Genomic DNA, 24,862 nt, shown 5'->3' on the forward strand with positions numbered 1-24,862 from the left:
TTCAACCCCTAATTATAGAGCGCTTTTTTCGATTCTATCCGCTTCTTCATGCGGATGGTGGTACCAACGCCAAGTTCGGTTGTCACTTCAAACTCATCCATAAAGTTCTCCATAATGGTAAAGCCCATGCCAGAACGTTCCATATCCGGCTTTGACGTGAACAGAGGCTGTCGCGCCAGCTCGATGTCTTCAATGCCTTGTCCTTGGTCGGATACCGTCAATGTAATGTCTTCGCCTTCAATTGCAGCAGTAATGCTGACCATTCCAGTCGGTTCATTATCATATCCGTGAATAATACAGTTCGTTACCGCTTCAGAAATGACCGTCTTCAGATCCGTCAGTTCATCCAGTGTTGGGTCCAGCTGCGACACGAATGCCGCAACGGCTACGCGGGCGAATGCTTCATTCTCGGAACGACTGGAAAATTGCAACGTCATAACGTTAGCTTGGCTTTGTCCGTTCATGATACGACCTCCAGACCGTTGAGCGCTAAATGCTCGTTATCGTAGACATGCATAATTTTGAACAAGCCCGACAATTCAAATAATCGGCGCACGGCCGGATTCATCTCACAGACCGCCATTTTTCCGCCTCTGCCTTTGATTTGCTTGTACCTTCCCAAGATAACACCGAGGCCAGAGCTATCCATAAACGTCAATTCACTAAGGCTTAGCACCACATGGTTCACTTGTCCGCGTTGAATCACCTCATCGAGCTGAAAGCGTACAATCTCTGCTGTATGATGATCCAGTTCCCCCCTCAAACGGGTAATTAACACGTTACGCCGATGTTCCAATTCCACCTGCAAATTCATGCGTATCACTCTCCTCCCACGATGCCGAAACATTCGTCACAGAGAAACCCAATTCCTGCTAGGCGACAAAACTAGAAGCAGCGCGTCTTTATTTGACAAAAAACAACTTGCCGCAAGTCCGTTTAAATAAAGTCCACCAGCCGGCTTTCGCTACGTTTTGCGTTGCTTCGACAGGAAATTCCCGAATCATTTTATCCCCTTGATACACCACGATGCGTCCAATCGGCTGTCCGGCTTCAATCGGTGCCTTCACCGATTTCGGAGCGTCCAGCTCGAAGCGAATATTTTGCTTGGCGTCGCCCTTCTTCAGCAATACGGTGTATGGCCGTTGCGCTTTGATTTCCAGGTTCTCAACCATCCCTTTTTCCACGCGCACGCCACCGATTCGTTCCCCTGCCTTCAATAAAGGAACATTTGTATATTGGGCGAAGGCATAGTCGAACATTTGAGTCACTTCCGCATTTCGAGTCTTCGTATTCGGTTCGCCCAGCACGACCGCAATGACACGCATATTTTCACGCTTTGCCGTTGCCGACAGGCAGTATTTCGCTTCCGACGTGTACCCTGTCTTCAATCCATCCGCCCCTTGATAGAATCGAACGAGCTTGTTCGTATTGACGAGCCAGAACTTCTTGCTTGTATTCTGACGTAAATAATCTTCATACGCGCCGGTATATTTCGTCACGTTCGGATATTGCATCAATGCCTGAGACATTAATGCGATATCATGGGCTGACGTATAATGATTTTCAGCAGGAAGACCGTTGCAGTTCTCAAAATGAGTATTCTTCATGCCAAGCTCTTTTGCTCTATCGTTCATCATTTGAACAAAAGCCTTCTCCGAGCCGGCAATCTTCTCCGCCATAGCGACTGATGCGTCATTGCCTGATGCCATGGCAATGCCCTTCATCATTTCTTCGACCGTCATTTCTTCACCGGGCTCCAGAAAAATCTGCGAACCGCCCATCGATGCCGCATATTCGCTGGTCGACACTTTATCTGACAGCTTCAGCTTTCCTTCATCGATTGCTTCCATGACGAGCAGCATCGTCATAATTTTAGTGATGCTGGCCGGAGGAAGCTTGTCATGACTATTTTTCTCGAAAATAATCGTTCCCGTGTCCGCATCCATCAGCACAGCAGAACGAGCATTCTCCGCCAATTGCACTTCTGTCGCATTCGAGGAGGATGTCGCTTGGCTGGACGGTTCAGCATCTGTCCACGGCGGCAAATCTGCTTGGAGCGCAGCGGTGCTGGACGGTAATATAACAGCGCTTGCCAACACGACGCACACACTAGCATGTAGCCATTTGTTCAAAGAATGTCCCCTCCTAAAGAGATGTGCACAACCTTAATGGCAAACTCAATATAGCTGGATGTGCCTTATATCCATTCTTGTCCGAACGCAAGCAAAATATTCCACATTGTCAATGGATAGGCATAAAAAAAGTTTCTACCGAAAAGAGTCTTCGATAGAAACGGATGATTGGCTTTTTATTTTATGGTGCGTGATCAAGAGGGGGATTATGAACAATCTCTTATACGAATCGTTGAACGCCGTCTTTGGTTACAACCGCATATACGAGCGGCTTCGCGGCAACTTCCTGTGGCGTAATCTCGTAGGCCTTCAGAACCCGCTCCTTGGCTTCTTCCATCCGCCCTTTATCATTTACATGCAAAATGGCGAGTACATCGCCAACCCGTACCGATTCGCCGACTTTCTTGCGTAAATCAATGCCTACGGCCAAGTCGATGACTGAATCTTTGGTCTCCCGGCCTGCGCCAAGCAGCATCGCGGCAATCCCGATATGCTCAGCCTGAATGGCAGCCACGGTGCCTTCCGTCTGCGCTGCGACCTCAATCCGGTCTCCCGCATGCGGCAGACGGCTCGGGTCGTCGATCATCGAGGCGTCTCCCCCTTGGGCTGCGACTAGCTGCTTCAGCTTCTGCAGCGCAGTGCCGTCCTGCAAATGCTGCTCCAGCTGCCTGCGGGCATCCGCTTCGTCCTGTGCCTTGCCGCCCAGTACCAGCATATGCGCTCCCAGGATGAGACACAGCTCATGCAAGTCAGCCGGCCCCTGTCCGCGCAGCGTCATAATCGCTTCTTCCACTTCAAGGGAGTTGCCGATCAGATGGCCGAGCGGCTGATCCATATCCGAGATGACCGCAATCGCGTGACGGCCGACTTCCGTCCCGATATCGACCATCGCTTGCGCCAAGGCGATAGAATCATCCAGCGTCTTCATGAACGCGCCGCTGCCCGTCTTAACGTCGAGCACAATCGCATCCGCGCCGGCTGCAATCTTCTTGCTCATGACGGAGCTGGCGATGAGCGGAATCGATTCGACCGTGGCGGTGACGTCCCGAAGCCCGTACAGCTTTTTATCGGCCGGGGTAATATTCCCGCTCTGACCGATAAGCGAGACTCCGATATCATTCACTTGCGCGAAGAATTGGCTTCGCTCCAGCTCCACTTGATAGCCGGCGATCGCCTCTAGCTTATCGATCGTTCCGCCCGTATGCCCCAGCCCGCGACCCGACATCTTGGCGACAGGGACACCTGCCGCTGCGACGAGCGGAGCCAGCACGAGCGTCGTCTTGTCGCCGACACCCCCGGTAGAATGCTTATCCACTTTAATGCCTTGGATCGGACTCAGATCGATTTGATCGCCGGATTTCGCCATTTCAAGCGTCAAGCTAGCCGTTTCACGTGCATTCATACCTTGAAAGTATACAGCCATCGCCCACGCGGCAATTTGATAATCCGGAACTTTACCGTTGCTGTAGCCTTGGATAAGGAATCGGATTTCCTCAGGGGACAGCTCCTGTCCGTCACGTTTCTTCTGAATGATGTCTACCGCTCGCAAAATATAACCTCCTAGACCTTACATTTTCGGGATGATGGCCAAAACAAGCTTCAAAAACGTCTCTTTCACCCGCTCCGCAGTCTCCATCACTTCAGCATGAGAGAGCGGCTGATCCAATATGCCAGCAGCCATATTGCTGATGCAGGAAATGCCGAGCACTTCCATTCCAGTATGCTTAGCCACGATCACTTCGGATACAGTGGACATGCCGACGGCGTCGCCGCCCAAGGTGCGGAACATGCGGATTTCTGCCGGCGTTTCATAATTTGGACCTAACAGCCCAACATATACGCCTTCCTGCAATGAACATTGCTGCTCGCCTGCAATCTCCTTCGCCAATTGGCGCAGACGGGGGCTATATGCTGTGGACATATCCGGGAAGCGTACGCCCAAGCGATTATCATTCGGTCCGATTAACGGATTGCATCCGGTCATGTTCAAATGGTCTTGAATCAACATCAAATCTCCCGGTTGAAACGCAGTGTTAATTCCGCCCGCCGCGTTGGTCACCAGCAGCTTCTCCACACCGATCGCCTTCATGACACGTACAGGAAATGCTGTCAGCTCCGGCCCGTAGCCCTCATACATATGGAATCGGCCCTTCATCATTACGACCGTCCGGCCTTCAATCTGGCCAATGAGCAGTTCACCCGCATGACCCTCAACCGTCGATTGTGGAAAGTGCGGAATGTCCTGATAAGGAATCGTAACCGGGTTTTCAACCAAATCGGCCAAAATGCCTAGCCCTGATCCGAGGATAAGGCCAATGTCAGGTGTCGCGTCAATGCGCGTCTTAATATACGCTGCCGCGTCTTGAATGTGGTCATACGTTACTGCGTGGCTCATGAAAGATTCCCCCAATATTGAAATGATGCCGAACGACGCTTTTTACAGCAGTTCGGATAAGAAGCTGGTACCGACCTGAGGCTGGCCGGCTTGGAAATTATCCGCTATCGTTGCGCCCAAATCCGCATATGTCGAACGGATGCCAAGCGCTCGTCCCGCCTGAATCGCTGGACTGTACATCAGAAGCGGGACATATTCGCGCGTATGATCGGTGCCGGTATGGGTCGGGTCATTACCGTGATCCGCCGTGATGACCAGCAGATCATTGGGACCGATTCGTTCCATCATGGCCGGCAATGCCTCATCGAATTGCTCTAACGCCTGCGCGTACCCTTCCGCATCGCGGCGATGGCCGTACATGGAATCAAAATCAACCAAATTCGTAAACAACAAGCCGTTGAACGATTGACCCAGAATATCTGTCGTTGTGGTAATACCGTGCGCGTTGCTCTTCGTCGGGTAAGAAGCCGAGATGCCTTCCCCTGAGAAAATATCATTGATTTTGCCGACCGAAATGACGTCTTTACCCGCTTGTTGAAGCAAGTTCAATACAGTATCTTCCGGAGGCACGACGGCATAGTCATGACGATTCGGCGTGCGTGCGAACTGGCCTGGCTGACCAGCATAAGGACGTGCAATGACGCGCCCTACCGTATGAGGCTCTTGCAGCGTCAACCGTCTCGCAATCTCACAGGCGCGATACAATTCCTCCAGTGGAATGATATCCTCATGCGCCGCTATCTGAAATACGCTATCGGCAGATGTATAAACGATCCATGCGCCGGTTTTCATTTGCTCTTCGCCGTATTCCTCGATAATCTCCGTTCCGGAAGCAGGCTTATTCGCCAGCACCTTGCGTCCCGTTTCCTGTTCAAACGCGGAAATCAGTTCTGCTGGAAACCCATCCGGGTACGTGTTGAAGGGAGTCGTAATTCGAAGGCCCATTAGCTCCCAATGGCCGGTCATCGTATCCTTGCCTACCGAAATCTCCGCCATTTTCCCGTAGATTCCTTGCGGCGCGTCAACTGGCTTCAGCGCACCCAGATCGGCGATGTTCCCCAGGCCGAGCTGCTGCAGATGAGGCAGCTTGATATGAGGCACCCGTTCAATAATATGACCGAGCGTGTGCGTGCCTGTATCGCCGAATTGCTCTGCGTCAGGCAGTTCGCCGATGCCTACGCTGTCCAATACGATCACCGCAATGCGATCGAACGGCTTATTGCTTGTGTTCATGCCAATCACTCCTTTTTATCCTTCTTCTTAGCTTGTGTTAAGGAGAAATGGACCATACTCCGATTCAGAGGTTGTTCTAAAAGCCCTCTTTTGATTCCGAAGCATCCCACGCACTTTCATTTCATGCTATCATTTCTTCGCCCGTGGATGGGCTAGCGTGTAAACATCCTTCATGCTGCTCTTCTTCATATGCTCGACATAACGCTGTGTCGTGGCAAGCTCCGAGTGCCCCAGCATTTCCTGCACGGAGCGCACATCCGCCCCATTCGACAACAGATGAACCGCGAACGAATGGCGCATTGTATGGGGCGTGATCGGAAACGGCAGATCCAGCTTGTCCGCATACTTCTTAATCATCTTCCAGAAGCCCTGTCTGGACATCCGCTGACCGCGAACATTCAGGAACAGAGCCGACTCGATGGCCGTCTCTGAAGTGGAGTTGGCTCCAATCATTTCCGGACGGGCCTTCTCCAAGTACAATTGAATCGCCTCACCCGCGACTTGTCCTAGCGGGATGACCCGCTCCTTCCCAGAGGAGACGCACCGCAAGAAGCCAAGCTTCGGCTGAACGTCTTCGAGGTCGAGCGCCATGAGCTCAGAGACGCGCACGCCGGTCGCATACAGCGTCTCCAGCATGGCCCTGTCGCGCAGCCCTTGCACGGATTCGCCATCCGGCATCGACAACAGCCGTTCCGTCTCTTGCAACGACAATATATGAGGGGTCTTCGCTTCCGCCTTCGGGCGCTCTATTTGAAGCGTCGGATCTTGTCTCATCGTTCCTTCGATAATGAAAAAATGAAAAAAAGAACGCAACGAGGCAGCGATGCGCGAAATGCTTGAAGCGGCCCGGCCGTCACGCTTGAGTTGATACATATATTGATTGACATGATAAGAACGCACGTCTGCTACGGATTGAATCTCTTCCTGCGCAATGGCGTTCAAAAAGGTCGAGATATCTCTTATGTACGCTTCCAGCGTGTGCGGAGAGAGACGTCGCTCCTGCTTCAAATGCTGCTCGTAGCTTTCCAATTGCTGTATGATTGCACTTCTCATCGTTAAACTCCTTACTTCCAAAACACTCTCTCCTATATTCCACACGATATCATCAAATTCCTGCTGTTTTGCTATCATTCCATGGACTTCGCACGTTATTTTCCTATTCGCCGAGCCAGTAAAATAACCGCAACCGATCCGTAAACGATGCAGGCTCCAAATCCGCATTTTCATCGGCACGAAATACTTTGACCGCTTTCCCATGCGGCTCACGATACTTATCCACTGGCGATATCCATTCGGTTACTGTGCCGAACAAATGAGCCATCGCATAGGTCATAAGCAGAAACAACGCGATGAACCTCAAGCGTTCCAACAGCTTGCGCAAAGGCACAATCATCGGAAGCACCTCCTCACCTCATGTTTGTCCCGCTAAAATTAACGTATGAGGTGAATTGGCTGGATATGCCGTATGCATTATTTAAAAGGACAAGCCTCCATGCCTAACGCTTCCGCAATCGCTTGATGAACGATGCCGCCCTGATACGTATTCAGCCCGCCTTTCAGCTCCGGCGATCTGCGGACGGCTTCTTCCAGACTATGAGCAGCGAGCTTGCGTACATATGGCAACGTTGCGTGCGTCAATGCAAGGGTCGATGTGCGCTTTTAACATGTTACTTCCATTATAACCTCTGCCATTTCTGAAACAATGGGCGAACGATTCAGGTTTGCATTCACCGTTCCACGAACGTCCACATACGATAAATTAGATTTACAGGCGGTGTCAGACGCGCTGTCACAGCAAGTTATCTATTCTTTTTGAAGTGGAGGGCATGAATGCATGCGCACATTAACCCGCATGTTACAGGCGGCCGTACACGGTCAGCCTACTCGTAAGACCGATCGCAAAATGATTATTTTGAAAGACCGCAAAAGCTATGCTGCCTGTATTCAGCAGCTAAAAAAGCAAGGAATCGTCCCCTTAAAGCAGGTAAAATCCGCCCGGATGCTCTGCTGTCATTTAGATCGGCACAAAGATCTGCAGCAGATTATGAATCATCCAAGCATTCGGCGAATCGAAACTGATGCCCGAGTCCGCGCTCATGCCATTAAACCCGCGAAGGGCACAAAGCGAAGCTCGTCAACTTCCTCTAGATTGCGTCTAAAGAAACGCAACCATTCAACTCCTTACGCCACAACTTCCCAAATTCCTTGGGGCATCAAGCGAATTCACGCTCCCCGCGTGTGGCCGAAGACGAAAGGAAAAGGCATCAAAGTTGCAATCGTCGATACAGGGATTTCAACTCATCCGGATTTGAATATTGCCGGGGGAATCAATACGATTCGAAGAGGGATGCCCCATCAGGATGATAACGGGCACGGAACCCACGTAGCAGGAACGGTAGCTGCAACCGGCACAGGAAATATGTTGTACGGAGCGGCTCCAGAAGTAGATCTGTACGCTGTGAAAGCGCTTGATGAGAACGGCGACGGATATGTATCGGACATCGTTGAAGGCATTGAATGGTGTATAAAAAATAAAATGGATGTCATTAATTTGAGTCTTGGATTAAACGGTCCGAGCGATCTGCTGCGTTCTACCGTAAAAAGGGCGTACCGAAAAGGCATCGTGCTTGTCGCGTCAGCCGGGAATGAAGGCGGTGATGCGGATATGATTGATGTTCCTGCCAGTTATCCGGAGACGATCGCGGTAACGGCAACCGACAAAAACAATCAAATTGCTGTTTTCAGCAGCCGCGGCAAAGGGATTGATGTGGCCGCGCCAGGAGAAGATATCGTATCGACGAACAATAAGAATAGTTTTTCGAAGGATTCAGGCACTTCCATGGCCGCACCGCATGTATCCGGGACCGTCGCCCTCATGCTGGCCAGCAATCCCGAGCTAACGCCGCAAGACGTGAAGTCCGTACTGATCGATACGGCGAGTGAACTGAAAGGTTACTCCGACCGTTCGCAAGGCGCTGGCCTTGTTCGTGCAGATAAAGCGACGGCATGCGCCATGGATTCGTTGAAATCGTCTTTCCCGTTAACAGGCATTTCTGCAGTGAGTGGTCCAATTAAAAAAGCGTTGGCGCGCCGTACGGCAACTAGCCGCTCCCCTGCGTGCAGGCCGAACAAATCGGAAGCCCAAGCAGCAGCGGCATCACGCCAGCGAACAAAGAAGGCAGGAAGGGGCACAGCCCAGTCCTCGAAGCTGCACAACGTAGTTAAGCCTCGGCGCAGTTAGCGCTGAGGCTTCTCTTCATTTCATACGGTTAAATTGCTTCGTTATAAGCATTATACGTCCGCGTTATCGTCCTTTTGGGCTTGCTGTTCTCGTTCACGTTCTTTTTCGCGACAATGCTTGCATATTCCTTGAAAATCCAAACGGTGATCGATCACCGTAAAATGAAATTCTTGCTCCAAGCGTTCTTCCAATGGCCCGAGCCAGTCTTCCTGAATTTCCTGCATGGACCCACATTGGACACAAATGAGATGGTGATGGTGATGCTTGTTGTTGTCTCCACGCAAATCATATCTAGCTACGCCATCGCCAAAATTCAATTTTTCCACAACGTGCAACTCATTCAACAATTCCAATGTACGGTAAACGGTGGCAAGACCGATTTCTGGCGCTTTTTCTTTCACGAGCATGAAGACATCTTCCGCACTAAGATGATCCTCTTCATTCTCAAGCAGGACGCGAACGGTTGCCTCGCGCTGCGGTGTCAGCTTGTACCCTTGGGATTGCAGTTGTTGTTTAATCTTCTCAATCCGCGCTTCCATGGTCTCCCCCCTTGCCCGCCAAGCCACATTTCGATTTCACTTCTATTATTATAGGGGGAGAATGCAAGCAGTGTCAAATCATTTGCACGAAGGCAAGTTTTCTTCTTCACTGTGCATTAGCTTACCCGGTTAGAAAAGGCGCGGCCCATTTCATTAATCCGGGTGATACCCAGGTCACGACGGCGGCAACAGCCCCCATACCAAGCGCTGCGGACGCTTGCAACGCAAAGAAACGGCCGATCGGTTCCCGCAGCGACTGCAGCTTGGGCATGAATAGCCTGTGCTTCAATACGTGCATGGCAAGTGCCATAGATGCGACACTTGCAATCATAATTAATGGAATAGCAATCATGTTGTGCGGGGCTACCGACACAAAGGCGAACAAGACGCCTTTCCAAGCATATTGTCCGACCAACGTTCCGACCGTGAACCCGACGAACACGCCTTTGGCGAACACGAGCACCAATACGAGCGGAAATCCTACAATGGAAATGCCGAGCAACGCTATTACGGCGATCCATTTCAAATAGAACAATACCGAATCAAGAAAAGCTTCCCCGCCATTCGCCGAAGTTCCGTTCTGATCGATTGTCGTGAAAAAATGCCCGAGATGGCTTCCGATATCCTGCTGCTGCTCCAAGGTTAACGCATTGACCAGCAGGGCACCGAATACGACGCCGACAAGAAACAGGACCGATACGAAAATATAAAGGTGGAGCTGTGCGCGCAATGAATGAGCTAATGGCTTCATAGGGGATGACTCCTTTCACAAGCAGCTTGCGAATCTTCCAGTCGATCCACTCTATGCAGAAGCCCGTCCATTTATGATAACGGCTGCCGCTTATGCATCGATCACTTTGCCGTACGTGCCGCCGCCTCCGCTCTGCAGCGCCAGCTGCCCGCTCCGAGCCTTTACGATCAGCTCAGCGGTCTTCCCGCCTACCGTCTGCTCCAGTTCCGCTGCCGTCGCTTGATGGAGAATGGCCATCTCCGTGCCGAACCGCTCCAGCAGCTTCGCCATCGTCTTCGGCCCTACCCCTGGAATGAATTCCAATGGCACTTGCATAATGTAGGGCGGTCGATGTGCAGGTACGAGAGACTGTTCGCGATCTCCAATATGCTGAATCCTATCCCACACGCCCTGCACGAATCGGGTGCTTCCGCATGAGGCGCATGCCAGCTTCGCTTCCATCGCTTTATCGGCAATCACCTGACCGCATTTGACGCATGAGGTGCGATGATACTTGCCAAGCCGGGGGTTCAGGCCATAGTTGGCTTGAATGCCGCGTCCATTCTGACGACGCAGCGCCAGCGCCCATTCCTTAAAGGTCGGCGCAGCCAAGGTCAGCGCATTATATTCCCGCGCAATTTTGCTTAAGGAATGCGCATCCGAGTTCGTCAGCAGCGTGTAGCGGTCCAGTTCCGAAATGCATCCCGCCATGTCCGTATCCGCACTTAGGCCCAATTCGACCGCATCGATCAATTCCATATCCAGCACATCCGACATCCGGTCGGTGCAATTGCCGTAAACACTCTTATACGGTGTGAATACATGTGCTGGAATAAAGATACCGCCATGAGCGGCTGTCTGTTCCTGCAAGGTACGCCCGGATACATATACCCGCTGCGAGGACAAGCTCATGTTGGTCACATAGGGCGAGAGCCATGCAGAAAAGTGCCGCATGGCGCTGAAACTCGGCAGAAAGCACAGGACATGGGCCATTCCGTATCCTTCCTCCCGAATCTCCAATTCCGTACCGAGAAGCAGTGTCGTTCCTTTGTATGCAATCCCTCCGTCCGCCAGTTCCTCCATCTCGCCTCGATCAAGCAGACTGGCAATATCGTCTTGAACTCCAGGCGCATGAGCGTCAATAATCCCGATCAGCTGAAGTCCTTTCCGCTCTGCTGCCTCCTTGGCGATCGCTTCGAAGGTCAAGCTGCGGCTGGCGCTCATTTTGACCGGCTGATTGCGCGAGGTGCTGCCAATGTGAATATGGAAATCCCCATACATGGTCACGAGTGAAGAAGATTCATGTCGTTCACTCCATTCATGCAGCGCTGTATCCTTCATCGGCTTCACTTCGGCCATTGTCCTGTAAGCTCGCGCAGATGCCAAGCATAGATAGCGTTGATCGTCTTCGCGTCGCTAATGCTTCCTTCACGCATCGCCGCATACGCTTCCTCTAACGTCATGGCGCCCACTTCAAGAAATTCGTCTTCATCCGTATGTGCTTCGCCGGACACCAGTTCTTCAGCCGCATAGAGATGAATAATCTCATCCGCGAAGCCTGGAGACGTATAGAATGCTCCGAGCGGAATGAGCGACTGTGCCCGGAAGCCTGTCTCTTCCTCGAGTTCACGGCGTGCTGCCGCTTCAGGCTGTTCTCCTGGATCAAGCTTGCCTGCAGGGATCTCTATCTGGGTTCGGCCCAGAGGCTTGCGGTATTGTTCCACAACCAACATGCGGTTGTCCTTCAACGCCAGTACGGCAACGGCTCCCGGGTGACGCACGATTTCACGGGTAGCTGTCGTCCCATCAGGCAGACTAACGGTATCTACCTGCAGCGAAATCACTTTCCCGTCAAATATCGGTTTCGTTTCTAATGTAACTTCTTCGAACTTCGCGCCATTCGGCTGCTTGCTGTCATTCTTCGAGCCAATCATTAGTCAGCCACTCCTTTGTATACATAAATCCGTTCTTCAGAACATACCCATTATACCAAAACGGCTTGTCCGATATGAAATGAGGAACGATAATAATGAAACAATATGTTTCCAAGCATGATTTGTTGTTTGTAGGAAAAGGCTATGAAATTACTGCGGAGCTGCGGCGGTTGTTAATACGTGACGGCCAGTCTTCCCTCCTTTCTCATACATTGCAGAAGCAAGCGACACGCGTACACAAGAAAAAATAGTAGCCCTCCCCTCTCCTCCTGTTGACATCTCTCTTCCTTCAACGATATAATCGCATCAAAAGATTAATCCGACCAGTTAGTCTAATAATCTAATCCACACACTACATATTGAGAAGGAGTCATTGTCCTATGGCGCGGCGTACGGCGGAAGAAGCTGAACAGACGAAGAAGTCGATTGGCGCGGCCGCAAAACAACTCTTTATCCAGCAAGGGTACCAAGCCACCTCGATGGATCAGATATGCCAACAATCTGGTGTGAGCAAAGGAAGCATCTACTACCACTTCAAAAATAAAGAGGCATTGTTCATCTACTTGCATGAAATGGATATGGAACAATGGAATGAGAAATGGTATGAAACCGTCGAGCCTGCCATGAGCGCAACCGACAAGCTAATTCTGCTCGCTGAGCATTATGCGAAGGATTTCAACAGTCCGCTTATGAAAGCGAGCGAAGAATTCATGCTCTCGCGCGGATCCGACACGAACATCATCGATGTGATGCTTGAAATATCCCGCAGGCCATTTCCAATCATTTCCGAATTGTTAGAGGAAGGAATGGCGAAGAGAGAATTTGCGCGCGCGAATACGGAAGACCTTACGTTGATTCTTTATAGTATGCTTGGCGGTTTGGGAATTACCTTTATGGAGGGGCGACCTGAAGAGGAGATTTGCGAACTGTATGACAAAGCGATTCGTATCTTTCTGCAAGGGATAAGTGTGCAATAACCTTTCTGCGGTACACGCATAGACTAGTAATCATTCTGCATCGGATCGGTGGTAAATTTACGATTCTGGTGACGAAATGGAACGGTAACCCGTTCCTTCCTTTTTCAATATATTCATACCGACTGGTCGGATTAATTATTTAATATTATGGGAGGAGATATCATATGAGCGCTTCCCCCGCGCTTCCCCTATGGCGTAACCGCGTATTTCTCGTCGTTACGACTGCGGATGTACTGCAGGAACTGGGAATTTGGATTCGAAATATAGCCATTCTGTTCTATGTGATGGAGATGACGAACCACAATCCCGTCGCCGTCTCATTAATAACCGTGTTCGAGTATTTGCCTATCTTTCTGTTTTCGTTCATCGGCGGAACATTGGCCGATCGATGGAACCCGAAGCGAACGGTCATCACAGGAGATATATTAAGCGCCTTATCCATCGGCCTGATCCTTATTTGCATGCAGTCTGGTATATGGCAGTCCGTCTTCGTAGCGACGGTTGTCTCCGCCATGGTCAGCCAGTTCTCGCGCCCTTCGTCGACGGTGCTGTTCAAGCGCCACGTTCCGGAAGCGCAAGTTACTGCCGCCGTCGGCATCGGACAAAGCCTGAGCTCGTTGTTCCTTATCGTCGGGCCGATTATAGGCACCTTTGTGTATCAGACCTTTCATGTGGAAACGTCTCTTACTGTGCTCATGTTCATTTTTCTGCTCGCTGCTGCGATACAATTCTCACTGCCGCACAGTCCGAGAAAGCCTAAGGACGAACCATCCCGCATCATCGGAGAAATGAAAGATGGTCTGCGCTATGTCATACAACACGCCAATCTTCGCAACATTGCGCTCATGTACGGCTTGATTAGTCTGGGTGTGGGCTTGATACAGCCCATGGAAGTGTTTTTAATCACACAGAGGCTGGGATTGGAAAAAGAGCAGCTACAGTGGTTTGCAACCGTTGCAGGCGTCGGCCTGTTCGCCGGCGTTGGGATCGCCGTTCTGATGGGCAATGCTGTTCGCCGCCATGGGCGTGCCATTATGTGCTTCGTCATTCTGATCTTATCCGCTGCCACGCTCTTTGAAGTATGGTCTACTTTCGCTTGGCTTACCGGTTCTCTGCGATTCCTTGTCGGATTTATTATGGCGTTCTTCCAAGTCGTCATCAGCACCTTTTTCATTACCCTTGTGACTGACGAGTATATCGGACGCGTCAACGGCATCATCACACCAATATTTACAGCCGGCATCCTGATCGGTTCCTCGGTTAGCGGGTTTCTGATGCAATATACGTCACTCTTTGCAGTCTTTGCGTGCTCTGCCTTGCTCATTGCTCTCAGTGTCTTGTTCTGCTTCCAACTCGAGCTCCATCCCAGCGAGTCTCAAAATGCGCAATTAGAATCGGCCGGCGTATAACATAAAAAAGCTTGGGCAGAGAGCATCCATGACCTGGTTTCTCTCTACCCAAGCTCAAGCTCTCTATCTATCGTGAAGCAACAGCCGCTTCCTGCTTGCGGCATTTCGTGACCGCTTCCCACAATCCGTTCAAATAGACGGCGCCAAGGGCGCGATCATACAGTCCGTAGCCCGGACGCCCGGTCTCCCCCCAGATCATCCGGCCGTGGTCGGAGCGCAACGGTCCCTCATAACGGATATCGGAGAGTGCACACATGATCTCGGCCATATCTACCGAGCCTTCTTCTGACAGATGTGCCGTCTCCATGAAGGAATGATGTCCTGTTACTTTCACATTGCGCGCATGCACGAAGTGAATGCGTCCCTCACTCCCTATTCTGCGAATCATTCCCGGCAGATCGTTATCCGGATCGGAACCCAGTGAACCTGTACAGAAGCACATCCCGTGTGAAGGGCCATCGTGCAAAGCTAGATAACGTTCGAACTGCGCTTCTTTCCCTAGAATGCGCGGCAATCCGAATATCGGCCATGGCGGATCGTCCGGGTGCACGGCCATCCTTATGCCAAGCTCATCGGCGAGCGGCATAATCTCGCCAACGAAGTACGCGATGTTCACCCAGTAATCCTCTTCATTCAACTCATGGTACTGTGCAAACAGCAGTTCCAGCTCGCCATCCTTGTAGCTGGTATCCCACCCCGGCAGACGCAGCTTACCGGTTACCGGATCCATTTGCGTCACGACCTCATCTTCATAAATGAGCGTTGTTGATCTGTCAGCCAGCGGAAAATCGAGTCTGGAACGCGTCCAATCGAAGACCGGCATCACATTGTAGCATACGATATCGACTTCAGCCTGCGCGAGATTCCGTAACGTTTCCTTATAATTGTCAATATAGCGTTCCCGCGTCGGCAGCCCCAGCTTAATATGTTCATGCACCGGCACGCTCTCGATTACGCTCAGCTTCAATCCGTGTCCTTCAATGGTATGCTTCAGTTTTGTGATGCGTTCGAGGCTCCACGCTTCTCCGACAGGAACATCGTAAATAGCAGATACGATGCCCTTCATGCCAGGAATTTGCCGGATATATTCCAGCTTGACAGGGTCCTCTTCCCCATACCAGCGAAACGTTAATTCCATATGTGCCCCACCTCCCGGAAAATGAAGTCATTATTCGACACGCACCGCTTGGGCTTGAGCGAGCAACGCACATTCGGCGGCCTTAAATGCATGCTGCTGCGTCATCGCGAGTTCCGTTCGTTCCAGACAGTCCAGAATGAGCTGTCCGAAGAACGGAAAGCCGACTTTCCCTGCGGTCTGTATATAATATTCGCCTTCATGGTTCGCCATGTAGACATGGTCGGTCGTATTGGAGCGGGCAATATCGATATATTTACGCAGCTCGATATAGCCTTCCGTCCCTAGAATAATCGTTCGACCGTCCCCCCACGTACCCAGCCCGTCAGGCGTAAACCAATCCACGCGGAAATAGTTGGTCGCCCCGTTGTCCCCCACAAGCGTCGCATCTCCGAAGTCTTCCAGCTCCGGGTAGCTCTTATTGGCATAGTTCGCAACTTTGCTGTGAAGCACACGCGCATCCTGGCAGCCGGCAAAATATAAAAATTGTTCAACCTGGTGACTGCCGATGTCACACAGAATGCCGCCATATTTCTCTTTGTCAAAAAACCATCCCGGGCGCGACGGCGCATTCAAACGATGCGGTCCGGTTCCCATTACTTGAATGACTCGGCCGATCGCTCCTTGTGCAATCAGTTGTCCAGCATATACGGCACTTTCTACATGCAGTCGTTCGCTGTAGTACACCATATACTTTTTCTCCGTTAGTTCTGCCTTCTGCCGCGCCGAAGCCAATTGCTCCAACGTGGTGAACGGAGTCTTATCGGTAAAATAATCCTTGCCGTGATCCATCACCCGCAGCCCCAGAGCACAGCGCTCGGATGGAATCGCTGCCGCCGCGACGAGTTGCACCTCGCTATCCTCCAATATTTCGGCTTCGGAGCGGGCCCGCCGGACGGAAGGATAGGCGTTGACGAAAGCTTCCACCTTGGCAGGGTCCGGATCGTACACCCACTTTAATGTTCCGCCCGCCTCGATTAATCCGTTGCACATCCCGTATATATGTCCGTGTTCCAGCGCCATGGCTGCAAACACGAACTGTCCAGCATCACACACCGGATTCGGTTTGCCTTGCGGGGCATAACGCATTCCGTCTTGTCGGTTCATTTTGGTTGGCCTCCATCTATTTGCTATGTCGCCGGTGAGGTCGTCTGCTTCGACAATTCATTCATCCAGCTCACGAAATGCTGAATCATCTGCACGGAGCTTCGCGTCCCGCTGAAGTCCTCCACACCGCAAAATCCGTCATATCCCACCGCTTGCAAATCAGCCATCGCTTGCGGCCAACGAACGAAGCCTTCCTCAGGCGGCGACCAGACCAGCTTCGGTGCAGAATCGTCCCGTTCCGGAGCGACATCGGCATTTTTAACATGCACATGAGCCAAATAAGGCCCCAATATTTCAAGTCCCATACGATGGTTCTCATAGCCTTCAAAGACCATGTTGCCCGGGTCGAACAGCACGCCGACATCTTGCGGATCAAAATGCGATACTAACCGATACGCTGCGCTGGCACTGGCCGCTATCGTTCCATGATGGGTCTCGACCAAGCCTTTCATTTCATATTTCCGCAGCAGCGGAATCAGCTGCTCCATATATTTTACTTGCTCGTCATAGAGCTCGTTATAGGACTTCGAACGATTGTAGCCGTGAACGCCAATACGCATCTTCGGGGCGCCGAGCGCATGCGCAATGCGCAGCACCTGCTCCGCCGCATCCATATCCCCTACCTTCAAATAAGGCATGACGGCTGCATTGGCCAGCTCATGATCATCCATTTCTTTGCGCAGCGATTGCAGCAGCGAGATATCAGCATCCGGTTCGATGGTGCATTGGTGATTTCCCCAAAATGAAAACGGCTTGCCTTTGTTTTCAGGCGCGATCGTGCAGCAGCGCCATTCGATGCCGTTCAGACCCGCTTCTTTTGCAATTGGAAGTAGTTCAAATACAGAAATGTCAGGTACCGCAACCGTAAATAATGACCATTTCATTATGTTAGCCTCCTATATTCAGTGAACTATTTCGTCATGACCTAAATGGTCATGGCCCCGAAGCCGCCGTCTACCCGCACAAGCGAACCGGTAACGAAGCTCGAAGCGCGCTCCGATGCCAGCCAGACGACGGCCCCTTGCAGCTCATCTGGATCCCCGAAGCGTCCCAGCGGCGTATGCCTCATAATGGACTGAACGCGCTCCGGCGCCAGGATGGCGCGGTTCTGCTCCGCCGGAAAAAAACCGGGTATAATCGCGTTAACGCGGACACCATGCGGTGCAAACTCGCGTGCGAGATATTGCGTCATATTGTTAATCGCCGCTTTGGACATCGAATACGAAAATACTTTGGATAATGGCGGATCAGACGATACCGAAGAAATAAGAATGATGGAACCGCCAAAGCCGCTGTCCGTCATTGATTTCCCGAACAGCTGGCAGCTGCGAACCGCTCCTTTCACATTCACATTCATGATGTGTTCCCATTCTTCCATCTCAATGTCAAAAAAAGGCGTTGCGCTATTCACGCCTGGGCAATAGAGTAAGATATCGACGCGCCCGTAGTGCTCCATAATCTCGCGATGAACTCGCATTAGATCCGCCTCGAGGGTAACGTCGCCCAGAAACGGCTGCGCATCCCCACCCAGCTCCGTGAGCTGCTCCACAGCTTGCGCAACGGTATCGGCATTGCGGCCGACGATAGCTGTTCTGGCGCCGTGGGCAATAAGCCCCTCCGCCATGGCGCGCCCTAGCGTGCTGTTGCCGCCCAAGAGCACCGCCGTCTTGCCGCGCAAGTCAAAAAGTGATGACATGCCACCCCTCCTAAGGTCAATCTTTTCGTTCCCTGCCGACAAACTTCCAGAACTGGCCGTTGAATAATTCATCCACGTCACGTTCGATATGGTGCCGTTCCACCTGCCAGCCTTCCCGCTGCAGCCGGATATACTTATGCGCCAGCGCATTGGCGATAATCGTTCTGGAATAGCACCATTTCGTAATGAGCTGCTCCAGCACCCGGCAATCGGAATGCTGAGGAACGAATGACGTTCCGAGCAGCTCGATCCGGAACCGGGTCATCTCATCAATCATGGACTCGATATGGAGGAACCACCAGCAGCCGAACGGCAGCACATTGCGGAATTTGCGCGCAAGCACCGCCAGCTCATGCTGATTCTCGCGCGCCAGCATCGTGACCATGAACCGGTTGGCCGGATGTCGGACCAACAACCGTTCCAGCGCATTGATATCCGCGCATTCGCTACGGTCGCCCGCCAGCAGGAGCGCCGGATTAACCTGCCGCTTCACCCCGATCATAAGCGCAAGCGGAAGGTTCAACTCCTTGCATACAGGAAGAATCGCTTCTTCCAACACCGCTGTGCCGTAATCGTCCGCCGGATAATCGAATGTTCCCGGCAAAGAAGCGGCAATGTACAGCGCATCCATGCGCCGTGCCCAATCCCGGAGGAAGCGTCTAGTCTCTTCAAGCTGACTGTCCCTGTTCGCATCCGTCCACTGCTCCGTCACCGTATAGCCTTGAGCTTTCATTCGGTTGCTGGCGAATGTCCAATTAAGCAGCAGCGAGTCTATCCGAAGCGCTGCCCCGAAGCGTTGATCGGATACGCCTTCATTCATCCATACCGGATGCTCCAGTGAATCGAACGGATCGTTGGTCATGACGATATAACGCACATTGGCAATGCGAAGCACATCATCGATATGCTCTGTCAGCTTCCGGCTGCCCCATGCTTCTCGCAGCTCGTCAATGTCTTTGGACAGGATCGGCATGCCCAGACGTTGACAGACGCCCACAACCGCCTGCGTAGCCTCACTAATCGGCGTCCGCTCTACAAATAGCGTCTGGAACACATGATTGGCTTGCTCCTGCTTCGACCATGACCAGAACGTATCCGTGTCCACATCGGAATGCCTGAACATTTCAGCAATCAAATAGTGATAGGTTAAGAGCTCGTCAATTCCCCATAACAATAAAGAATCAAAATCAGCCGAATATAGATGAGTATGCATATCCGTAACCGGACATTGCTGCACGACTTCGTGCGTTAGCCTTCTCAAGCCTTCTTCTTGGGCGAGCAAAGCGGCACCGTCCTTTCGAGGAGCAAATTCATCATAGCGTAAATGTCAATCCATTATGACCCAAATGTCTTGCTCATATCGGCTACTGTTGCATCGCTGGAGTTAGATGAATCAGCCTGATATCTCGATTGCTCGATTCGCTGCTGCAGCTCGCTGTAGAATAACTCCTCGTCAATAGGCAGCGATACCCAATTATCCGTCCACGTGGACAGCAGCATCGCATTCGATAGCATCAAGCCATGGATGCCCTCCTCCCCGGGCGCCAATAGCGGCGTGCCTTTCTGGATCGCATGGATCCAATCCTGCGTTATGCCGCGATGGGCACCGCCTTGGCCGTGGATCGGGATGTCGCATTTCCAGCATTCCGGCTGGCCAAAGACGCCTTTAAAATCCTTGTTGAATTCAGGCTCCGGCGTGCGGAGTCTCCAAAAGGTCATGCGATCATCCTCAATTACGATCTTGCCGCGGTCGCCTGTTATTTCAAATCGGTTAGTCCCCGGCGCTTCACCAGTCGTCGTGACGAACACGCCACTGGCGCCGTTCTCGTATTCCACATATGCCGTGACGTCATCCTCCACCTCGATGTCGCGATACCGGCCGAAACGGCAGAACGCACGCATGCGAACCGGCATCATGCCAATCGTCCATTGCCATAGATCCAGTTGATGCGGATCCTGATTAATGAGGACACCGCCGCCTTCTCCGGCCCACGTCGCGCGCCATCCGCCCGAGTCATAGTAGCTTTGCGAGCGATACCAATTCGTTATAATCCAGTTCGTGCGGCGTATTTCACCAAGCTCGCCGCTCTGAACCAATTCACGAAGCTTCTGATACAGCGGGTTGGTCCGCTGATTGTACATAATGCTGAATACTTTCCCGCTTGCTTTGGCTGCTTCATTCATTTCGCGCACTTGCTTCGTATAGACACCAGCCGGCTTCTCGATGAGCACATGCAGGCCGTGCTGAAGCGCATGGATCGCCGATGCCGGATGATGATAATGTGGCGTGCAGATGAGGACCGCGTCCACGAGACCCGATGAGAACAGCTCGCCCTCTTGCTCGTAGAACGCAACTTGATCCCCTAGGCTTTCCAAAGCCCACGCCTGCTTCGATGGTATCGCGTCGCATACCGCTGCAAGAGTTGCCCCTTCCACCTGTCCGGCTGCCAAATACGCTGCGTGCGCGGCGCCCATATTGCCTAAACCGATAATTCCAACTCGAACCTTTTGCATGCTTCTGCCTCCTTGAACGGCTGTCATTGTTCTCTTGGCTTGTAATATTGCTAGGACTCGATAGTAGCTTACCACCAATAATGTGCGAACGCTTACATCCAGTTGCGTCCTTTTAAACGTCTATTTAACTCTGATTGGCTTTTCCCCTGTCCCACGACTCTTCTGAAAATCATGGCGCCCCCTCTCCCGTGAAGGGCTTGCCAAAAGGTCCTTTTGTCCACTATCCCAACTATTCAGAAAATAAACTATCGAAATATCACCCGTTTTTTGAGTTTACCCACTCTTTATCTGAAATGAGCATATTCTCACGGTTGCCTGCGATAAGATAATCTTGAATTTTATGTATCGCCATACAACACTACTTACAAAGCGTGCTTATTTATTGGAACCATAAATAAATGACTATATTCATATCGAAATACATGTCTTTAAGCATAGCAGTTTCATATCAACTACAGGGAAAAAGCATCATGCAGCAAAAACCATTCTTCCACTTCTTCCGCGGCATCGCCATGATAATGCTGTAGAGATAGACAGACAGTGATCTGCTAACCGCTCCCAGATCGATACGTTTTGAGATTCAAGATTGTATCGGTAGCAGTATTCGTCCAAATATGCTTGCAAATAGGTCCCGCCTAAGCCGTGAAACGTGTTATTGATCCATGCCTTGGCCTGGTCGGCGATATAACGTAGCGCATTAGGTCTGCGAAAACGGAACGGGTGATTCATGATATCTATGTTGCTTGCATGACAAGATACGTGCTGTGAGACAAATGCTCCTCTCCCCGCACACACCAAGCTCTTATAGGACAAATGTTCACGTATTACGAGTTTCATTTTTACATAGATGGGGATGTTGTCTGGATTGTTCATGGAGGCAGCTATCAAAAACGGATGCTCCTTGGGATGCAACTCAAATAACGGGGTGAAAGGTGGTCCATAACTGGTCAAGGCCGCACGAACGTCCTGATCAAGCGGGCGCTCGGCATCGGCTGCACTCATAACAGCCCTAAGCTTATGCAACATTGCCCATGCGGTCTTATATGTAACTTGGATGAGCGAACTGAGCTGCACCGCATTAATGCCCTTATCTGTTCTCGAAATAAGCCAGATGGCGGCTAACCACTTTCTGAGAGCAGTCCGGCTTCCTTCCATGACAGTACCGGCAATGAGAGAGCATTGATGACGGCAAGAGCAGCATTCATAAAGCGGCAGCCTGCGTGAGCGTATCGTATATGCCTCACGATGGCCGCAACGAGGGCAGACGAAGCCCTGAGGCCACTTTCTCCGATACACCTCATTCACACATGACTCCTCAGAATGAAAATGCGCCAACAACTGTTCCAAAGTCGCAAACGACATCTGCCCCGTCATAGTCCAGACCCCCCAAAAAAAAATAAGAACATTTGTTCTAAATACAAATTATAACAAACAAAGCAAAGAGTTTCAACTCAAATCCGCTGCAAAAATACGTATTCCATTTAACAAGTCATATTTCACAAGTCATTTTTTGCGTAATCTGAGTCATTGGTAGAATGGGCAAAAGAGCCATTATGACATGGATGTGGGCGCTCGAGAGCATAGATAGAAGTAACAATTACTGTGGATCTGATGAAAGAACAATGATTGCAGTCGCTGCTCCCCCTACATGCCGTTCATCGTGTAATCTGAATCTTGGGGTGAGTGGGCAAAAGTGCTCATCAAGACAGGGTGGAGCGTGCTTAAGAGCACAAACGGAACTGAGGACTTGATAAAAAAAGAACTGGCTCACACCAGTTCCTTTGTATAATTTCTTGGATTAGCAATATACAATACGAAAACTTACTCGGTAATTACAACTATATCGATGTCAAATACCATCTTTGCCTTCATGGATACCGACTCTTTGACCTTTCCGTCTTCATGCTGGCGTATGCCCCTTTAGACTGTATTTACTCGACCTTGCCGTTAGCCGGCTTAACTGCCAAGCTGTAGCAATTCCCTTTCAAATCAATTCGCGCCTCCAACGTTGGACTTCCCTTTTTCGCAAAAACAAAATGGTTTTCGTACCTATTGGTTTGCTCCATGGCATAATCCTTCAGGTCAATGCCGAACATTTTCTTCGCCGCCGGTGCCGCCGCCGCCTTCACCTTGTCTGCTTTTAGGCTGCCATAAGCTTTGTCTTTTTCGGGTGTCTCTTCTTTCGTCACGCTAATTTGCGTCACTTTACCTGTTTTTGCGCCGACTTGAACATACAAGCTTTGTTTTTTATCTCCGCCCCATAGGCTCCATATGTCAGCCTGTTCTCTCGGATCGTTAATATTAATATCATAGCGAGTAGCGCTCGTCAGCTTGTGCGCTGTCCCGCCCGTAAATTGCTTAAGCGCTTGTTCTACCGTTTGCAGTACGGAACGGTCCACCTCCTTGATAGGATACTCCACCGTCACCACCTGGCTCGAATCCGTGAAGGACACCGCGAAGCCTTTACCGCCCATTGAGGTTCTTGTTTCTTTGTCATTGGCATGTCGGTTGATATCGACGCGTTCGACCTTAAATTCACGTTCGCCTGCCATATTTTTAAGTGCGGTCATTGCTTTGTTTTTCCAGGTATCATCCAATTGGTCAAAGGTTAGGAAAATATTCACATATTCCATTTCTCCCGTTTTCTTGATAATGGAGAGTTGGCTTTTTCCATCCTTAGATTCAATAACCCATACACCATCCTGATTCAACACTCTGGCAAACTCCATGTTTTTTCCGGACAAATCTGTAACCCATTTCTTGGCAGTCTCTTGTATTTTGGGATCCAAATCCGAAAATTTCATATCTTGGGCTTGTTCCTGCTGCGTACTTCCCTTTGCTGCATGAGTAACAGGCCCCGGTATGGACGCTATCACAAGCGCTGCTGCGGATATAGATAACATGGAAATTTTAAATGGTTTCATTAGTAAGTACCTCCATCAATACAAGATTCACTCTGTTAGATCATTCATCTTCAATTCCGGTTCCATTTTATTAGAAAAATTTTTATGTCGCTTTAAACCTCGAATTATTCTGTTATCGGGATCGTCATTTCAAATTCCTCAATGTACTTCGTCGCGGGGGTTTCATCTGTGATGAACGTGAGCTTTTCATCAGGCTTCAACGCCGGGTACTCGGCAACAAAGCTGTACGTTTCCGGATCTTCAATCCGTTTTTTATCATAATGATATTTATTTCCTGCCTCATCCTCTATTAACAACTGTCCACTGTTGCGGAAAGGCTCATCTCCGAACGAGCGGTAATAGAGCAGTGTTTTATCATCTTTATACTCGATGCGTGACACTTCCAGGTGTCCAGCCGGACCTTGATCCAGAACGAGCGGTGCATCTTCCGTAGGCACAGTTTCCACCTTCGTTTTAATCTCTTTCATCTTGAACTCATCGTAATACGGCCGCAGCGTAATGGATTTCGGCATTCGCTGGAAAGGCGCGTAATGCTTATTCAACGTATTGTACAACATAGTATCAATACGCGTGCCTGTGCCGGATGCTCCTATTGGCTCAAGCTCAATCCCCCGGTCATCGAACACTGCGACCTTCAGGTCCTTCAGGTAGCTGGTGCCATCTTCCTCATTGACCGGATGATCAAACGCCAGCACCACACGCGTGGAAGCTTCCGATATCTCGATTTGTTCCAGCGCAATTTTCTCCTCGCCCCGTTGCTTTTCTATCTTCGGCGTGAGGGTGCGGGAAGCAATCTTTTTAACCGGAAAACGGAACTCAAATCTTTCATTTTCCATGTCTTCTATATAAGTTGAATCAAAGTTCTTAGCAACCCTTGGCAAGGAAAAATGAACCAT

At 50.8% G+C, this 24,862-nt stretch carries 25 protein-coding genes and 1 pseudogene; 4 read left to right on the plus strand and 22 right to left on the minus strand.

Annotated elements, in window-relative coordinates:
- Window positions 1-8: 8 nt before the first annotated feature.
- The 9 genes and pseudogenes from spoIIAB to LQV63_RS09995 form a co-directional block, all read right to left on the minus strand.
- The gene (gene spoIIAB / locus LQV63_RS09955; protein WP_233696566.1) at window positions 9-464 is read right to left on the minus strand and encodes an anti-sigma F factor; all 456 of its coding nucleotides are present in this window, start codon (window positions 462-464) and stop codon (window positions 9-11) included.
- Window positions 461-814: an anti-sigma F factor antagonist gene (gene spoIIAA, locus LQV63_RS09960; protein ID WP_019422856.1), complete on the minus strand. Its 354-nt coding sequence runs from the start codon at window positions 812-814 to the stop codon at window positions 461-463. Before spoIIAA ends, spoIIAB begins: the two co-directional genes overlap by 4 nt.
- An 88-nt stretch (window positions 815-902) precedes the next feature.
- Window positions 903-2,132: a D-alanyl-D-alanine carboxypeptidase family protein gene (locus LQV63_RS09965; protein WP_233696567.1), complete on the minus strand. Its 1,230-nt coding sequence runs from the start codon at window positions 2,130-2,132 to the stop codon at window positions 903-905.
- 220 nt (window positions 2,133-2,352) lie between these two features.
- The gene (locus LQV63_RS09970; RefSeq protein WP_233696568.1) at window positions 2,353-3,681 is read right to left on the minus strand and encodes a pyrimidine-nucleoside phosphorylase; all 1,329 of its coding nucleotides are present in this window, start codon (window positions 3,679-3,681) and stop codon (window positions 2,353-2,355) included.
- Window positions 3,682-3,699: 18 nt separating this feature from the next.
- Window positions 3,700-4,527: a purine-nucleoside phosphorylase gene (locus LQV63_RS09975; RefSeq protein ID WP_233696569.1), complete on the minus strand. Its 828-nt coding sequence runs from the start codon at window positions 4,525-4,527 to the stop codon at window positions 3,700-3,702.
- A 42-nt stretch (window positions 4,528-4,569) separates the two neighbouring features.
- Window positions 4,570-5,760, minus strand: a complete 1,191-nt coding sequence (locus tag LQV63_RS09980; protein WP_019422860.1) for a phosphopentomutase — start codon at window positions 5,758-5,760, stop codon at window positions 4,570-4,572.
- Between the two features lie 129 nt (window positions 5,761-5,889).
- Window positions 5,890-6,813 (minus strand): tyrosine recombinase, encoded by a 924-nt coding sequence (locus LQV63_RS09985; protein WP_233696570.1) that lies wholly within the window; start codon window positions 6,811-6,813, stop codon window positions 5,890-5,892.
- A gap of 103 nt (window positions 6,814-6,916) precedes the next feature.
- Entirely contained in the window at window positions 6,917-7,153 is a 237-nt protein-coding gene (locus LQV63_RS09990; RefSeq protein WP_019422862.1) for a DUF4227 family protein, read from the minus strand.
- 77 nt (window positions 7,154-7,230) lie between these two features.
- Window positions 7,231-7,404 (minus strand): annotated as a pseudogene (locus LQV63_RS09995) (alanine dehydrogenase); the annotation flags it as partial.
- 190 nt (window positions 7,405-7,594) lie between these two features.
- On the opposite strand from LQV63_RS09995, the gene LQV63_RS10000 reads away from it, so the two are divergent.
- Window positions 7,595-9,001, plus strand: a complete 1,407-nt coding sequence (locus LQV63_RS10000) for a S8 family peptidase (RefSeq protein WP_233696572.1) — start codon at window positions 7,595-7,597, stop codon at window positions 8,999-9,001.
- Window positions 9,002-9,051: 50 nt separating this feature from the next.
- Here the strand turns inward: LQV63_RS10000 and fur are convergent, their stop codons facing one another.
- The 4 genes from fur to LQV63_RS10020 form a co-directional block, all read right to left on the minus strand.
- Window positions 9,052-9,540, minus strand: coding sequence for a ferric iron uptake transcriptional regulator (gene fur / locus LQV63_RS10005; protein ID WP_019422865.1), 489 nt, complete (start codon window positions 9,538-9,540; stop codon window positions 9,052-9,054).
- Between the two features lie 121 nt (window positions 9,541-9,661).
- Window positions 9,662-10,291, minus strand: coding sequence for a stage II sporulation protein M (gene spoIIM, locus LQV63_RS10010; protein WP_019422866.1), 630 nt, complete (start codon window positions 10,289-10,291; stop codon window positions 9,662-9,664).
- Between the two features lie 90 nt (window positions 10,292-10,381).
- Complete coding sequence (locus LQV63_RS10015) at window positions 10,382-11,629, minus strand: endonuclease Q family protein (protein ID WP_233696573.1); 1,248 nt, start codon at window positions 11,627-11,629, stop codon at window positions 10,382-10,384.
- On the minus strand, window positions 11,617-12,204 hold the full coding sequence (locus tag LQV63_RS10020; protein WP_233696574.1) for an NUDIX hydrolase: 588 nt from the start codon (window positions 12,202-12,204) through the stop codon (window positions 11,617-11,619). Before LQV63_RS10020 ends, LQV63_RS10015 begins: the two co-directional genes overlap by 13 nt.
- A 95-nt stretch (window positions 12,205-12,299) precedes the next feature.
- Here LQV63_RS10020 and LQV63_RS10025 point away from each other — a divergent pair, with 95 nt between their 5' ends.
- From LQV63_RS10025 to LQV63_RS10035, 3 genes are all read left to right on the plus strand, one after another.
- Window positions 12,300-12,455 (plus strand): hypothetical protein, encoded by a 156-nt coding sequence (locus LQV63_RS10025; protein WP_233696575.1) that lies wholly within the window; start codon window positions 12,300-12,302, stop codon window positions 12,453-12,455.
- 129 nt (window positions 12,456-12,584) lie between these two features.
- Window positions 12,585-13,181: a TetR/AcrR family transcriptional regulator gene (locus LQV63_RS10030; protein ID WP_019422870.1), complete on the plus strand. Its 597-nt coding sequence runs from the start codon at window positions 12,585-12,587 to the stop codon at window positions 13,179-13,181.
- Window positions 13,182-13,345: 164 nt separating this feature from the next.
- The gene (locus tag LQV63_RS10035) at window positions 13,346-14,590 is read left to right on the plus strand and encodes an MFS transporter (RefSeq protein ID WP_233696576.1); all 1,245 of its coding nucleotides are present in this window, start codon (window positions 13,346-13,348) and stop codon (window positions 14,588-14,590) included.
- Between the two features lie 67 nt (window positions 14,591-14,657).
- Here LQV63_RS10035 and LQV63_RS10040 read toward each other — a convergent pair whose 3' ends face one another.
- From LQV63_RS10040 to LQV63_RS10080, 9 genes are all read right to left on the minus strand, one after another.
- A complete protein-coding gene (locus LQV63_RS10040) occupies window positions 14,658-15,728 on the minus strand; it encodes a mannonate dehydratase (protein WP_233696577.1) in 1,071 nt (356 codons plus the stop codon).
- A gap of 30 nt (window positions 15,729-15,758) precedes the next feature.
- The gene (locus LQV63_RS10045) at window positions 15,759-16,832 is read right to left on the minus strand and encodes a Gfo/Idh/MocA family protein (RefSeq protein ID WP_233696578.1); all 1,074 of its coding nucleotides are present in this window, start codon (window positions 16,830-16,832) and stop codon (window positions 15,759-15,761) included.
- A gap of 23 nt (window positions 16,833-16,855) precedes the next feature.
- Window positions 16,856-17,716: a sugar phosphate isomerase/epimerase family protein gene (locus LQV63_RS10050; protein ID WP_233696579.1), complete on the minus strand. Its 861-nt coding sequence runs from the start codon at window positions 17,714-17,716 to the stop codon at window positions 16,856-16,858.
- A 41-nt stretch (window positions 17,717-17,757) separates the two neighbouring features.
- Window positions 17,758-18,528, minus strand: coding sequence for an SDR family oxidoreductase (locus tag LQV63_RS10055; RefSeq protein WP_233696580.1), 771 nt, complete (start codon window positions 18,526-18,528; stop codon window positions 17,758-17,760).
- Window positions 18,529-18,544: 16 nt separating this feature from the next.
- Window positions 18,545-19,810, minus strand: a complete 1,266-nt coding sequence (locus LQV63_RS10060; protein WP_233696581.1) for a glucuronate isomerase — start codon at window positions 19,808-19,810, stop codon at window positions 18,545-18,547.
- Window positions 19,811-19,863: 53 nt separating this feature from the next.
- Window positions 19,864-21,042 (minus strand): Gfo/Idh/MocA family protein, encoded by a 1,179-nt coding sequence (locus LQV63_RS10065; protein WP_233696582.1) that lies wholly within the window; start codon window positions 21,040-21,042, stop codon window positions 19,864-19,866.
- 468 nt (window positions 21,043-21,510) lie between these two features.
- A complete protein-coding gene (locus LQV63_RS10070) occupies window positions 21,511-22,416 on the minus strand; it encodes a transposase (RefSeq protein ID WP_233696583.1) in 906 nt (301 codons plus the stop codon).
- 557 nt (window positions 22,417-22,973) lie between these two features.
- Window positions 22,974-23,966, minus strand: a complete 993-nt coding sequence (locus LQV63_RS10075) for a hypothetical protein (RefSeq protein WP_233696584.1) — start codon at window positions 23,964-23,966, stop codon at window positions 22,974-22,976.
- Window positions 23,967-24,070: 104 nt separating this feature from the next.
- Window positions 24,071-24,862 (minus strand): DUF5643 domain-containing protein (locus tag LQV63_RS10080; RefSeq protein WP_233696585.1); only part of this gene is annotated, 792 nt, incomplete at its 5' end.

The organism is Paenibacillus profundus (assembly GCF_021369635.1).
GTDB classification, from domain to species: Bacteria; Bacillota; Bacilli; order Paenibacillales; family Paenibacillaceae; genus Paenibacillus_B; species Paenibacillus_B profundus.

Bases quoted from the DNA above. Each gene is read 5' to 3' on its own strand.
- LQV63_RS10045 (WP_233696578.1), bottom strand. From the start codon at position 16,832: ATGAACCGACAAGACGGAATGCGTTATGCCCCGCAAGGCAAACCGAAT.
- LQV63_RS09990 (WP_019422862.1), bottom strand. From the start codon at position 7,153: ATGATTGTGCCTTTGCGCAAGCTGTTGGAACGCTTGAGGTTCATCGCG.
- spoIIAB (WP_233696566.1), bottom strand. From the start codon at position 464: ATGAACGGACAAAGCCAAGCTAACGTTATGACGTTGCAATTTTCCAGT.
- LQV63_RS10000 (WP_233696572.1), top strand. From the start codon at position 7,595: ATGCGCACATTAACCCGCATGTTACAGGCGGCCGTACACGGTCAGCCT.
- fur (WP_019422865.1), bottom strand. From the start codon at position 9,540: ATGGAAGCGCGGATTGAGAAGATTAAACAACAACTGCAATCCCAAGGG.
- LQV63_RS10035 (WP_233696576.1), top strand. From the start codon at position 13,346: ATGAGCGCTTCCCCCGCGCTTCCCCTATGGCGTAACCGCGTATTTCTC.
- LQV63_RS10020 (WP_233696574.1), bottom strand. From the start codon at position 12,204: ATGATTGGCTCGAAGAATGACAGCAAGCAGCCGAATGGCGCGAAGTTC.
- LQV63_RS10050 (WP_233696579.1), bottom strand. From the start codon at position 17,716: ATGAAATGGTCATTATTTACGGTTGCGGTACCTGACATTTCTGTATTT.
- LQV63_RS10070 (WP_233696583.1), bottom strand. From the start codon at position 22,416: ATGACGGGGCAGATGTCGTTTGCGACTTTGGAACAGTTGTTGGCGCAT.
- LQV63_RS10065 (WP_233696582.1), bottom strand. From the start codon at position 21,042: ATGCAAAAGGTTCGAGTTGGAATTATCGGTTTAGGCAATATGGGCGCC.
- LQV63_RS10030 (WP_019422870.1), top strand. From the start codon at position 12,585: ATGGCGCGGCGTACGGCGGAAGAAGCTGAACAGACGAAGAAGTCGATT.
- spoIIAA (WP_019422856.1), bottom strand. From the start codon at position 814: ATGAATTTGCAGGTGGAATTGGAACATCGGCGTAACGTGTTAATTACC.
- LQV63_RS09975 (WP_233696569.1), bottom strand. From the start codon at position 4,527: ATGAGCCACGCAGTAACGTATGACCACATTCAAGACGCGGCAGCGTAT.
- LQV63_RS10055 (WP_233696580.1), bottom strand. From the start codon at position 18,528: ATGTCATCACTTTTTGACTTGCGCGGCAAGACGGCGGTGCTCTTGGGC.
- LQV63_RS10040 (WP_233696577.1), bottom strand. From the start codon at position 15,728: ATGGAATTAACGTTTCGCTGGTATGGGGAAGAGGACCCTGTCAAGCTG.
- LQV63_RS10075 (WP_233696584.1), bottom strand. From the start codon at position 23,966: ATGAAACCATTTAAAATTTCCATGTTATCTATATCCGCAGCAGCGCTT.
- LQV63_RS10025 (WP_233696575.1), top strand. From the start codon at position 12,300: ATGAAACAATATGTTTCCAAGCATGATTTGTTGTTTGTAGGAAAAGGC.
- LQV63_RS09980 (WP_019422860.1), bottom strand. From the start codon at position 5,760: ATGAACACAAGCAATAAGCCGTTCGATCGCATTGCGGTGATCGTATTG.
- LQV63_RS10015 (WP_233696573.1), bottom strand. From the start codon at position 11,629: ATGGCCGAAGTGAAGCCGATGAAGGATACAGCGCTGCATGAATGGAGT.
- spoIIM (WP_019422866.1), bottom strand. From the start codon at position 10,291: ATGAAGCCATTAGCTCATTCATTGCGCGCACAGCTCCACCTTTATATT.
- LQV63_RS09985 (WP_233696570.1), bottom strand. From the start codon at position 6,813: ATGAGAAGTGCAATCATACAGCAATTGGAAAGCTACGAGCAGCATTTG.